Origin of the sequence: Actinomyces urogenitalis DSM 15434, from assembly GCF_000159035.1 — a bacterium.
Classification (GTDB): domain Bacteria; phylum Actinomycetota; class Actinomycetes; order Actinomycetales; family Actinomycetaceae; genus Actinomyces; species Actinomyces urogenitalis.
Genome location: NZ_DS999574.1, coordinates 787581 through 799445, shown reverse-complemented (window position 1 = coordinate 799445; position 11865 = coordinate 787581). Strand labels below are relative to the sequence as shown.

General features: G+C 69.7%; 10 protein-coding genes. 7 read left to right on the top strand and 3 right to left on the bottom strand.

The window, feature by feature from the left end:
* The 3 genes from HMPREF0058_RS03455 to HMPREF0058_RS03445 all read right to left on the bottom strand — a co-directional run.
* Positions 1 to 485 (bottom strand): HhH-GPD family protein (locus HMPREF0058_RS03455; protein ID WP_006548294.1); only part of this gene is annotated, 485 nt, incomplete at its 3' end.
* On the bottom strand, positions 482 to 1078 hold the full coding sequence (locus HMPREF0058_RS03450) for an amino-acid N-acetyltransferase (RefSeq protein ID WP_006548293.1): 597 nt from the start codon (positions 1076 to 1078) through the stop codon (positions 482 to 484). The genes HMPREF0058_RS03455 and HMPREF0058_RS03450, both read right to left, overlap by 4 nt.
* The gene (locus tag HMPREF0058_RS03445; protein WP_006548292.1) at positions 1075 to 2280 is read right to left on the bottom strand and encodes a sugar-binding transcriptional regulator; all 1206 of its coding nucleotides are present in this window, start codon (positions 2278 to 2280) and stop codon (positions 1075 to 1077) included. Before HMPREF0058_RS03445 ends, HMPREF0058_RS03450 begins: the two co-directional genes overlap by 4 nt.
* 144 nt (positions 2281 to 2424) lie before the next feature.
* Between HMPREF0058_RS03445 and HMPREF0058_RS03440 the strand changes: the two genes are divergently transcribed.
* The 7 genes from HMPREF0058_RS03440 (at position 2425) to HMPREF0058_RS03410 (ending at position 11653) form a co-directional block, all read left to right on the top strand.
* Positions 2425 to 4158 (top strand): glycerol-3-phosphate dehydrogenase/oxidase, encoded by a 1734-nt coding sequence (locus HMPREF0058_RS03440; protein WP_006548291.1) that lies wholly within the window; start codon positions 2425 to 2427, stop codon positions 4156 to 4158.
* Between the two features lie 54 nt (positions 4159 to 4212).
* On the top strand, positions 4213 to 5742 hold the full coding sequence (gene glpK, locus HMPREF0058_RS03435; RefSeq protein WP_006548290.1) for a glycerol kinase GlpK: 1530 nt from the start codon (positions 4213 to 4215) through the stop codon (positions 5740 to 5742).
* Between the two features lie 78 nt (positions 5743 to 5820).
* On the top strand, positions 5821 to 7512 hold the full coding sequence (locus tag HMPREF0058_RS03430) for an L-lactate permease (protein WP_006548289.1): 1692 nt from the start codon (positions 5821 to 5823) through the stop codon (positions 7510 to 7512).
* A gap of 290 nt (positions 7513 to 7802) precedes the next feature.
* Positions 7803 to 8603: a (Fe-S)-binding protein gene (locus HMPREF0058_RS03425; protein ID WP_006548288.1), complete on the top strand. Its 801-nt coding sequence runs from the start codon at positions 7803 to 7805 to the stop codon at positions 8601 to 8603.
* Positions 8603 to 10198, top strand: a complete 1596-nt coding sequence (locus HMPREF0058_RS03420) for a LutB/LldF family L-lactate oxidation iron-sulfur protein (protein ID WP_006548287.1) — start codon at positions 8603 to 8605, stop codon at positions 10196 to 10198. The genes HMPREF0058_RS03425 and HMPREF0058_RS03420 overlap by 1 nt, the downstream gene beginning before the upstream one ends.
* Complete coding sequence (locus HMPREF0058_RS03415) at positions 10198 to 10857, top strand: LutC/YkgG family protein (RefSeq protein ID WP_040319672.1); 660 nt, start codon at positions 10198 to 10200, stop codon at positions 10855 to 10857. The genes HMPREF0058_RS03420 and HMPREF0058_RS03415 overlap by 1 nt, the downstream gene beginning before the upstream one ends.
* 10 nt (positions 10858 to 10867) lie before the next feature.
* Complete coding sequence (locus tag HMPREF0058_RS03410) at positions 10868 to 11653, top strand: DeoR/GlpR family DNA-binding transcription regulator (protein WP_006548285.1); 786 nt, start codon at positions 10868 to 10870, stop codon at positions 11651 to 11653.
* Positions 11654 to 11865 lie beyond the last annotated feature (212 nt).

Here is an 11865-nt window from a genome sequence, read left to right as displayed (position 1 = left end):
GCCGGCAGAGCCTGACCGCCGACCACCCGGGCCAGGACGCGCCGGACGTTGGTGTCCAGCGTCAGTGCGCGGCGCCCGTAGGCGAAGGCGAGAACCGCCCCGGCGGTGTAGTCCCCGACGCCCGGCAGCGCCAGGAGCTGGTCACGGTCGGCGGGCAGCTCGCCACCGTGACGCTCGACGACGGCGCGCGCCGCCTCCACTAGCCTCAGGGCCCGCCGGGGATAGCCCAGGCGGCCCCACACGAGCAGCACCTCAGCCCTCTGCGCCGCCGCGAGCGCGGTGGCATCGGGCCAGCGGCGCATCCACTCCTGCCAGGCCGGCACCACCCGGGACACCGGGGTCTGCTGGCTCATGACCTCTGAGACCAGGACCGCGTAGGCACTGGTGCCACTGTGGCGCCAGGGCAGGTCTCGGGCGTGAGCGCGGTACCAGTCGACCACGGCGCGTGGGTCGGGACCGGCTTGCGCCTGGCGCGCGGCGCTCACAGCTCCAGCAGCATGCGGGAGTTGCCCAGGGTGTTGGGCTTGACTCGCGCCAGGTCGAGGAACTCGGCCACGCCGTCGTCGTGAGAGCGGACCATCTCGCTGAAGGTGTCCGTGCCCACCGGGGTGCCCTCGATCGGGTGGAAGCCGTGGGCGGTGAAGAAGTCGACCTCGAAGGTGAGGCAGAAGACCCGCTTGAGGCCGAGGGCGTGGGCACGGTCAACCAGCTCACCCAGGAGCGCCGAGCCCACCCCTCGGTGGAGGTGGTCGCGTCGCACGGCCAGGGTGCGTACCTCCGCGATGTCATCCCACATCACGTGCAGGGCACCGCAGCCGATGATCCCGCTGACGGCCTTGCCGTCCGGGCCGGCGGCCGAGCTCTCCGCCACGGTGAACTCCTGGATGTCCTCGAAGTAGGCGATGAGGTCCTTGCCCAGCAGGATGCGACGCTCGGCGTAGGGGCGGACGAGCTCCGCGATCGAGCGGGCGTCCGCCGGACGCGCCGGCCGCAGCACGAGGTGGCGACCGCTGGAGCGGTCTTCCGGAAGGTCGCTGGGGTGCTCGCTGCCTGGGGCGGTGTGGGGGGCCGTGCTCATAGCGTCTCCTTCCGGTGGGCGAGCGCGAGGACCGCACGCGCCGTGGCGTCGTCGATCACGAGGTCCGTGGCGACCCGCGCCCGTAGCGCGGCCAGGGTCGCCCGGGCCTTGCCGGTGCCCGCCACGATGCACAGTCTGCGCGGGATCCGGGAGAGCTGGACCGGTGTGGGGCCGGTGGCACGCGCGTTGAGGTCGATGTCACCCCAGGTGCCATCGGCTCGCAGGAGCACCGTACACACGTCGCCAACCACCTCCTCGCGCCGCAGCACCGTCATGTCCGCGCGGGACAGGTGCCCTCCGGCGTAGACCTGGGAGGGCACGTCCGCCCCGAGCGAGCCGACGCTGAAGACCGCCAGCCGGGCGCTGCGGGCCACGGCTAGGACGCGCTTGACCGAGCGCTCGGACCACATGGCCTGGCGCGTGGCGACCTGGTCGAAGAAGGCAGGGACGGGGAAGGAGATCGTGCGGGCGCCAAGGACCTGTCCCATGCGGGTGAGGACCTCGGCGGCGCTGGGTCCCTCGCGCAGCGGATCTGAGGCGCCGTTGAGCTGGACCACGGTCAGGCCCGGAACCTGGCGCACGGGCAGGGCCGCGGCCACCTCGCTCATCGTGGTCCCCCAGGCCACGCCGACGACGAGTCCCGCCTCGCCCACCGGCAGCCCCGCGGCGCCGGCCCCTGCACCGCCTGTGGCTCCTGCATCCCCCACCGCTCCTGCACCGCCTGCGGCCTGGTCCGCCCCTGCGAGCGCGGGCAGGGGCGAGAGCTCGGTGACCAGGTCCAGCATCCGCGCCGCTCCAACAGCCGCCACCTGCTGGAGGCGGTGGATCTCCGTGGTCCCCTCGCGTACAGGAACGATCTGGGTGCGCACCCCGAGCTCGTCATGCAGGGCCCGTTCCAGGCTGCCGGCCCCGCCGGGCTGGACCACCTCGATGCGCACGATGCCCTGCGCCCGCGCACGGGCCAGCAGGCGAGAGACGGTCGAGCGCGAGACGCCGAGGTGACGGGCGATGACCTCCATGGTCTCGCCCTGGGCGTAGTACATGGAGGCGGCCTCGTAGGTGACCAGGGCGTCAGGCGAGCCGGACAGGGCCGAGGGGGCTGCGACGTCGTCACCCTCAGCCTGGCCGAGGGCCTCACCAACCGGCTCGCTGCGCGCCGTACCGGCCTTCCTGGCGGACCGGGACCTGGGTGCGATGGTCATATTTTCCACCTCCGCAAACCGATCGTGCACATTCGTGCATCTGGCTTGCCCATTGTCACACCAACTCGGGATGCTCGGTGCAGACGCCGCCGGAGGGCACACCCGTCGCGCCCTCCGCAGTCGATCGCAACCCCGAGGAGCATCATGAGCGCCACCCAGTCCACCGCCCTGACCACCACCCAGCGCACCGAGGCCCTGGCCGCCATGAGCCAGCCCGAGGGTCTGGACGTCCTCGTCGTGGGCGGCGGGGTCACCGGAGCCGGGATCGCCGTCGACGCCGCCAGCCGAGGGCTGCGCACCGGCATGGTCGAGATGGGCGACTGGGCCTCCGGCACCTCCTCCTGGTCCTCCAAGCTGGTCCACGGAGGCCTGCGCTACCTCTACCAGCTCGACTTCGCCCTGGTCCACGAGGCCCTGACCGAGCGCGGGCGCCTCCTGGAGACCACCGCCCCGCACCTGGTCAAGGCCCAGCCCTTCCTGTGGCCGCTGAAGAACCAGATCGAGCGCTCCTACTCCGCCGTCGGCATCGGCATGTACGACGCCCTGGCCATCGCCGGCGCCCACGGGCACCAGACCGTCCCCGTTCAAAAGCACCTGGGCCGCAAGGGCACCCTGGCCCTGGCCCCCGCGCTTGACCCGTCCAAGATGGCCGGCGCCATCCGCTTCTACGACGCGCGCGTTGATGATGCCCGCCTGGTCATTGACCTGGTGCGCACCGCGGTGGGACTGGGCGCCTACGCCGCCAACCGCACCAAGGTCACCGGTTTCCTCAAGGACGACGCCGGCGCGGTGCACGGTGCGGTGGTCACGGACCTGGAGACGGGCGAGCGCCACGAGATCAAGGCCACCCAGGTCATCAACGCCACGGGCGTGTGGACGGAGGACACCCAGGACCTGGCCACGGACGCCGGGGGCCTGAAGGTCCTGGCCTCCAAGGGCATCCACATCGTGGTTCCCAAGGAGGCGATCGACGCCGAGACCGGCATCTTCGTGCGCACCGAGAAGTCCGTCCTGTTCATCATCCCCTGGCCGCGCTACTGGGTGATCGGCACCACGGACACTCCCTGGACCGAGGACGTGTCCAAGCCCGTGACCACGAGCGCGGACATCGACTACGTGCTCGAGCACGCCAACGCCGTACTGGCCAAGCCGGTGCGCCGCGAGGACATCATCGGCGTCTACGCCGGGCTGCGCCCCCTGCTCCAGCCCAAGCTGCGCCCGGGCGCCGAGGCCGCCAGCACCAAGGTCTCGCGCGAGCACACCGTCACCCGTGTTGCTCCCGGCCTGACGGCGATCGCCGGAGGCAAGCTCACCACCTACCGGGTTATGGCTGAAGACGCCGTGGACCACGCCCTGGGAGAAGGCGGCGCCAAGGCCCACCCCTCGACGACGGCGACCCTGCCGCTGGTCGGCGCCGCCGGCTACCACCGCCTGGCCAAGCAGGCCGGCACGATCGCCCGCGAGCGCGGCTGGACGCTGGCACGAGTGACCCACCTGCTCGACCGCTACGGAGACGAGCTGCCCCAGATCCTGGAGGCGATCGATTCCGAGGAGGGCCGGGCTGGGCGCTGGGGCGAGCCGCTGGAGATCCAGCCTGCCTTCCTGCGCGCCGAGGTCGCCTGGGCGGTCACCCACGAGGGCGCTGCCCACCTGGACGACGTCCTGCTGCGCCGCGTGCGCCTGGACATCGAGCGCCGCGACCACGGCCTGGCCGCCGCCGACGAGCTGGCCGAGATCATGGCCCCGCTGCTGGGCTGGGACGAGGAGGCCGTCGCCGCGGAGAAGGCTGCCTACGCCTCGCGCGTGGAGCAGGTCCTGGCCGCCGAGGCCGAGGCCACGGACGCGGCTGCCGTCGCCCACGTGACCACGGCGATCTAAGGCGGCCGGGCCGCGCCTACCATCTTCCTCACAACGACGTGAAAGGACCTCATCATGAGCGAGCCGGAGAAGTTCGTCCTGGCCATTGACCAGGGCACCACCTCCTCACGCGCCATCATCTTCAACCACAGCGGGCAGATCGTCTCGGTCGGCCAGCAGGAGATCAGCCAGATCTTCCCCAGCCCCGGCTGGGTGGAGCACGATCCGATGGAGATCTGGGACTCGGTGCGTGCTGTGGTGGCCGAGGCCCTGCAGAAGGCGCAGATCAACCGTCACCAGCTGGCCGCCGTCGGCATCACGAACCAGCGTGAGACCACCATCGTGTGGGACAAGAGCACCGGCAAGCCGGTCTACAACGCCATCGTGTGGCAGGACGTGCGCACCGGGGACATTGCCCACGAGATTGCCGCCGGCCACCCGCTGGGCACCGAGCGCTACCGCCAGATCACCGGCGAGAACATCTCCACCTACCCCTCGGCCACCAAGCTCAAGTGGATCCTGGACAACGTCGAGGGCGCCCGCGAGAAGGCCGAGGCCGGTCAGCTGCTCTTCGGCACCCCGGACACCTGGGTGCTGTGGAACCTCACTGGCGGGGTCAACGGTGGCGTGCACGCCACCGACGTCACCAACGCCTCACGCACCCTGCTCATGGACGTGCGCACGCTGACCTGGCGCGAGGACATCTGCGCCGACTTCGGCATCCCGGTCTCCATGCTGCCCCAGATCAAGTCCTCCTCCGAGATCTACGGCTACGGCCGCAAGAACGGGCTGCTCGTGGACACCCCGATCTGCGGGATCCTGGGCGACCAGCAGGCAGCGACCTTCGGCCAGGCCTGCTTCGAGAAGGGCTCAGCCAAGAACACCTACGGCACCGGCTGCTTCATGCTCATGAACACCGGCGAGGAGCCGGTCTTCTCTGAAGGAGGCCTGCTGACCACCGTGCTCTACCAGCTGGGCGACTCTAAGCCGGTCTACGCCCTGGAGGGATCGATCGCCGTGGCCGGCTCGCTCGTGCAGTGGCTGCGTGACAACCTCGGTCTGATCACCTCCTCCTCCGAGATCGGTGAGCTGGCGGCGAGCGTGGAGGACAACGGCGGGGTGTACTTTGTGCCCGCCTTCTCCGGGCTGTTCGCCCCCTACTGGAAGGATGACGCCCGCGGCGCAATCGTGGGGCTGACCCGCTACGTCACCAAGGGCCACATCGCGCGCGCGGTAGAGGAGTCCACCGCCTTCCAGTCCGCCGAGGTGCTCGACGCCATGAACGCCGACGCCGGGGTGCCGCTGAAGGACCTCAAGGTCGACGGTGGCATGACGCACGACGACCTGCTCATGCAGTTCCAGGCCGACCTGTCCGGGGTCGACGTCATCCGCCCCGTGGTGGCCGAGACGACGGCGCTGGGCGCGGCCTACGCCGCCGGCATCGCGGTGGGCTTCTGGTCCGGGATCGAGGACGTGGTCGCCAACTGGCAGGAGGGCAAGCGCTGGAGCCCGTCCATGGACCCGGCCGAGCGCGACCGGACCTACCGGCTGTGGAAGAAGGCGGTCACCCGCACCTTTGACTGGGCCGACCAGGACGTGAGGTAACAGCCAGGGGTGCCATGATGGGGGCGTCCACCGGGCCTGCAACGACGCCCGCCCCCCCCCCCGAGACCGGAGAAGCTCATGACCGCGCTCCTGGCCACCGCGATCCCCATGATCGCCCCTGCCTCCTTCACCCCCTCGACCACGGCCGTGGGCGGCTCCGTGGCACTGACCGCCCTGGTGGGGCTGGTACCCCTGCTCGTCTTCTTCGTGCTCATGGGGGTCTTCAAGGTCGCCACCCACTGGTGCGCGCTCCTCTCACTGGCCGTGGCCGGCGTCATCGCCGTCACCGCCTTCTCCATGCCCGTAGGCATGACAGCGTTGGCCGCCAGCCAGGGCGCAGCCATGGGCCTGCTACCGATCATCTACATCATCGTGGCGGCCGTGTGGCTCTACAACCTCACCGAGACCTCGGGGCGCAGCCAAGACCTCAAGGCCGTCTTCAACACCATCGGCAAGGGCGACCAGCGCGCCCAGGCGCTCATCGTCGCCTTCTGCTTCTGCGGCCTGCTGGAGGGCCTGGCCGGATTCGGCGCTCCCGTGGCGATCTCCGGGGCCATGCTGCTGACCCTGGGGGTGCGTCCTCTGCGTGCGGCCGCCGCCACTGTGGTAGGCAACTCCGTCAACGTCGGCTTTGGCGCGATGGCCATCCCGGTGACCACGGCAGCGCGGCTGGGCGGGGTCGACCCTGTGGAGATGGCCACGGATATGGGCCACCTCAGCTGGGTGCTGGCGCTGGCCGTCCCCTTCCTCGTCCTGCTCATCCTCGACGGCGTGCGCGGCCTGCGTCAGCTGTGGCCGCTGGCGCTGGTGGCCGGTGGCGCGGCTGGGCTCGGTCACTTCGTCACCCCGTCGGTCTCCTACGAGCTGACCGCCGTGGTCGCCTCGCTGCTGGGGCTGGCAGCCTGCTACCTCTTCCTGCGGGTGTGGAGCCCGACGACGCCGCAGGACCTGCGCACGCACGTTGAGGACTCTGACCGCCCTGACCGCGCGCGTATCCTCCTGGCGCTGCTTCCCTACGTGCTCGTGGTGGTCATCATCGCCGTGACCAAGCTGTGGAAGATCGGGGTCGACCTGTCCGCCGCCCTGTCCTCAGCCGATGTCGCGATCGGCTGGCCCGGCCTGTACGGCCACCTGCTCACTGAGTCCGGCCAGCCCTCAGGCGCTCCGGTCTACACCCTACAGATCCTGTCCAACCCCGGGACCTGGATCTTCCTCACCGCGGCCATCGTGGCCGTGGTCTACGGCCGGGTCTCCTCCGGGGGGCGCTTTGGCACCAGCGTGAGTGAGATGTTCATGGTGCTGCCACGCACCATCTACTCCCTGCGACTGTCCGTCCTCACCATCGTCACCGTCATGGCGCTGGCCTACGTCATGAACTTCTCCGGGCAGACCACCGCCATCGGGGCGGCCCTGGCCCAGACAGGAGCCGCCTTCGCCTTCCTGTCCCCCTTCCTGGGATGGATCGGCACAGCCGTGGCAGGCTCGGCGACCTCGGCAGGAGCCCTGTTCGCCGGCCTGCAGTCCACCGCGGCCGCCGGCGCCGGGATCGACCCGCGGATCCTGCTGGCGGCCAACACGATCGGAGGAGGACTGGGCAAGATCGTCTCGCCGCAGAACCTGGCCATCGTGGCCGGGGCAGTGGACTCCCCGGGAACGGACGCCGAGATCCTCAAGAAGGCGGCGCCTTACTCCCTCAGCCTCGTGGTAACGCTGGGCCTGCTCGTGCTCGCAGCCTCCCAGGGCCTGCTCGGCCCGCTCATGGTGGGCTGATCGGCCGGAGCCAGCCGCCTCATACGAGCTCCTGGCAGCGCACCCAGGCCAGGTGCACAGGCCGGTATTTCCGGGCTATAACCGCAGTCTGGGCTTGCGCATTGTCGATCTTTCCTCCGGTCCTCGCCCCTGCTGGGGCCGGCTCGCAGCGGCGAGGCGAGGAGGGACTTTGCCGCGCGAGAGCTGGGAGGCGAGCGACGACGTCGGCCCGTGGGACCTAGCGGCCCCTGGACGTGACCGAGCAGGCTCCTAACCTGGGGACGTTCTGTCCACGATGGTGAGGAAGTTCCGTGCGCATCGCTCTGTTCGCGACGTGTCTGGCTGACACGATGTTCCCTCAGGCCGCTCAGGCGACCGTCACCCTGCTGGAGCGTCTGGGGCACGAGGTGGTGCTTCCTGAGAACCAGACCTGCTGCGGCCAGATGCACGCCAACACCGGCTACTTCTCTGACGCCGCCAAGATCGTGCGCAACCACGTCGAGGCCTTCTCCCCTGTTCTGGACGGGGAGTGGGACGCCGTCGTCGTCCCCTCCGGATCGTGCACCGGGGCGGTACGTCACGAGCAGAAGCTCGTGGCCGAGCACGTGGGAGACCACGGCCTGGCTCGCCGTGTGGAGCAGGTGGGTGCTCACACCTACGACCTGTCCGAGCTGCTCACCGACGTCCTGGGCCTTGAGGACGTGGGTGCCTACTTCCCGCACACAGTGACCTACCACCCCACGTGCCACTCCATGCGCATCGCCAAGATCGGCGACCGCCCCTACCGCCTGCTGCGCGCCGTGGAGGGCCTGACGCTGCTGGACCTGCCGGACGCTGAGATCTGCTGCGGCTTCGGCGGCACCTTCTCCATGAAGAACTCGGACACCTCCACCGCCATGCTCGCGGACAAGACCACCGCGATCATGTCCACCAGGGCCGAGGTGCTGTGCGCGGGCGACTACTCGTGCCTGATGAACATCGGAGGGGCTCTGTCACGTCAGAGCTCGGGAGTGCGAGTGATGCACCTGGCCGAGATCCTGGCCTCCACCAAGGACGCCCCCTTCACCGGTCATGTCTCCTTCCAGCCCTCCAACGAGGCGGTGCAGCTGTAATGTCTCAGGTCTTCCTCGGAATCCCGTCCGTCCAGGCCCAGAGCCAGGCCCACACCGGCGGCTGGGTCACCAACGTCTCCACACCGCAGGACACGCTGCGCTGGGGCCACACCTTCCCTGAGGGCGCCCACCGCACACTGGCCAACACCCAGATGCGCCGTAACCTCGGCCACGCCACCCGCACGATCCGCGCCAAGCGCGGCCAGCGGGTGGAGGAGATGCCGGACTGGGAGCAGCTGCGTGAGGCCGCCGAGGCGGTCAAGTTCGAGGTCGCCTCGCGCCTGCCCGAGCTGCTGGAGCAGTTCGAGGCCAACGTGACCGCACACGGGGGCATCGTCCACTGGGCGCGCGACGCCGCCGAGGCCAACCGCATCATCGCCTCGATCCTCAAGGCCAAGGGCTGTGACGACGTCGTCAAGGTCAAGTCCATGGCCACGCAGGAGACCAACCTCAACGAGTACCTCAAGGACGAGGGCATCACCGCCCACGAGACGGACCTGGCCGAGCTCATCGTCCAGCTGGCCGATGACATGCCCTCCCACATCGTGGTGCCGGCCATCCACCGCAACCGCGCTGAGGTGCGCGGCATCTTCCTGGACCGTATGGAGGACGCTCCGCAGGACCTGTCTGACAACCCCGAGGAACTGGCCGGGGCGGCACGCGCCCACCTGCGCAAGAAGTTCCTGCACTCCACCGTCGCCATCTCGGGCACGAACATGGGTGTGGCGGAGACCGGCACTGTCTCCGTCTTTGAGTCCGAGGGCAACGGGCGCATGTGCCTGACCCTGCCGGACACTCTCATCACCCTGATGGGTATTGAGAAGCTCGTGCCCCGCTACCAGGACATCGAGATCTTCTCCCAGCTCCTGCCGCGCTCGGCCACGGGCGAGCGGATGAACCCCTACACCTCGATGTGGACGGGCGTGACCCCGGGGGACGGCCCGCAGGAGTTCCACCTCATCCTCATGGACAACGGGCGCACCAAGACCCTGACGGACCCGATCGGCCGCCAGGCGCTGGCCTGCATCCGCTGCGGCTCGTGCATGAACATCTGCCCCGTCTACCAGCACACCGGCGGTCACGCCTACGGCTCGGTCTACCCCGGGCCGATCGGCGCGATCATCACCCCACAGCTGACCCAGGGCCTGGCTGACGACGACCCGGTCCACACCCTGCCCTATGCCTCCTCGCTGTGTGGGGCCTGCGCGGACGTGTGCCCGGTCAAGATCGACATTCCCACCATCCTCATCCACCTGCGGGCGCGCAGCGTGGACGTCAAGCGCCGCGCAGTGCCGGATATGTGGGACCTGGGGATGGCAGCGACCACGCCGGTCATGTCCAACCCGGCCCTGTGGAAGAGCGCCCCCTACGCCGTCAAGGCCTCACGCCTGCTGGGAGGCAAGGACGCCACCATCGGCGCTCTGCCCTTCCCCGCCTCGCTGTGGACGCGTACGCGTGACATCCCGGTGGCTCCCAAGGAGTCGCTGCGTCAGTGGTGGAAGCGCACTCATCCCGACGGCGTGACACCGCCTGAGACCGTGGCCGCGGCCCGTGCTGCCCTCGAAGCGGATTCGGCCACGAAGGAGGCCAAGTGATGGATGCCAAGACTGCGATCCTTGCCCGCGCGCGTGACGCGATCTCCCGTTCCCAGGCTGGCCGCCCCGTGCGGGAGATCCCGCGTGACTACATCCGGGTTGGCCGGCACGCCCCCGGCTCCGAGCCGGTGGTGGCGGACATGATCGAGAAGCTGGAGGACTACTCCGCCCAGGTGGTCACGGCCGCTGCGGACGACGCCGTTGCTGAGGAGATCGACCGCTTCCTCACCCAGGCTGGGGCGAGCAGCGTGGTGGTGCCCTCGGGGCTGCCTCAGGCCTACAAGGAGGCCGCCGCCCGGGGAGGGCGCAGCGTGCGCGAGGACTCACGCGAGGCGCCGATTCCTACCCTGGAGCTGGACGCCATCGACGCCGTGGTCACCTGCTCGCGGGTCTCGATCTCGATGTCCGGCACGATCTGCCTGGACGGCGAGAGTGACCAGGGGCGCCGGGCGATCACGCTGGTGCCGGACACGCATGTGGTGGTGATCGAGCGTGAGTCGATCATGCCGACCGTGCCTCAAGCGGTCGACGTGCTCGGGTGCCACCCGGAGCGTCCGACGACGTGGATCGCCGGCGGCTCCGCCACAAGTGACATTGAGCTTGTGCGCGTCAACGGCGTGCATGGGCCGCGCAACCTGCGTGTGGTCATCGCGCACTAGCCTGGCAGTCATGGCTGTTCCTCGACCGCCCGCCTCAGGCGCCAAGGAGCGCCGCGACGCTCTCATCGCCTACCTGCGCACCACCGGGGTGACGCAGGTGGCGGAGCTGCCTGAGCGCTTCGGGGTCTCCGTGGAGACCATCCGCCGCGACCTGCGGGCATTGGAGGCGGCAGGGAGGATCCAGCGCAGCTACGGCACCGTGACGGCTGCGGACTCGGGAAGCTTCGAGTCCAGCCGTGAGTTCCGCTTCTCTCATCACATCGATGAGAAGGAGCGGATTGCTGCGGCAGCGGTGGAGTATCTAGGGACTGCCGAGTCGATCTTCCTGGACGAGGGCTACCACCCCCTGCTCGTGGGGCGTGCGCTGCCGACCGACCGGGACCTGACCATCATCACGGCCTCGCTTCCCGCGGCGATCGAGCTGGCCGAGCGCCCACGCACCACGGTGATCGTCATCGGCGGACGGGTGCGGCCGGTCACCCTGGCCAGCGTGGACCGGTGGGCTACCTCGATGCTGCGGGACATGGAGCCGGACCTGGCGATCGTGGGGGCGAACGGCGTGGGTGAGGACGGGTGGATGACCACTCCCAACCCGTCGGTGGCCGAGGTCAAGGAAGCAGTGCTGGCAGCCGCGCAGCGCTCGATCTTTGTGGGCTCGCACGCCAAGTTCGGCCACCACACCTTTGCGCGTTTTGGTCATGTGCGCCACCTGGAGCGCGTCATCACCGGCCGCGAGCTGCGGGCCTCAACGGCCCGGCGCCTGACGGACCTGGGTGCAACCATCGAGCGGGTCTAGGAGCCGGCTCTGAGCCATCCTGTCCGCTGGCGTCCGGGGCCGCCGCTCCTCCGCGGTCTCCCCGGCCTCCCTTGGTGCGTCGGTTCAGGCCCTGGACACTCGGTTCGGGTGCGGTGGGCATGGGAACCGACTGTGACCCGCCTAAGACGACGGCGGTGCCGCTGCCCCGGTGCGTCGGTCCAGGCCCAACACAGTCGGTTCCAGGGTGCCGC

Excerpts from the sequence above, each read along its gene's own strand:
- HMPREF0058_RS03450 (WP_006548293.1), bottom strand. The coding sequence starts at position 1,078 with ATGAGCACGGCCCCCCACACCGCCCCAGGCAGCGAGCACCCCAGCGAC.
- HMPREF0058_RS03445 (WP_006548292.1), bottom strand. The coding sequence starts at position 2,280 with ATGACCATCGCACCCAGGTCCCGGTCCGCCAGGAAGGCCGGTACGGCG.
- HMPREF0058_RS03440 (WP_006548291.1), top strand. The coding sequence starts at position 2,425 with ATGAGCGCCACCCAGTCCACCGCCCTGACCACCACCCAGCGCACCGAG.
- glpK (WP_006548290.1), top strand. The coding sequence starts at position 4,213 with ATGAGCGAGCCGGAGAAGTTCGTCCTGGCCATTGACCAGGGCACCACC.
- HMPREF0058_RS03430 (WP_006548289.1), top strand. The coding sequence starts at position 5,821 with ATGACCGCGCTCCTGGCCACCGCGATCCCCATGATCGCCCCTGCCTCC.
- HMPREF0058_RS03420 (WP_006548287.1), top strand. The coding sequence starts at position 8,603 with ATGTCTCAGGTCTTCCTCGGAATCCCGTCCGTCCAGGCCCAGAGCCAG.
- HMPREF0058_RS03415 (WP_040319672.1), top strand. The coding sequence starts at position 10,198 with ATGGATGCCAAGACTGCGATCCTTGCCCGCGCGCGTGACGCGATCTCC.
- HMPREF0058_RS03410 (WP_006548285.1), top strand. The coding sequence starts at position 10,868 with ATGGCTGTTCCTCGACCGCCCGCCTCAGGCGCCAAGGAGCGCCGCGAC.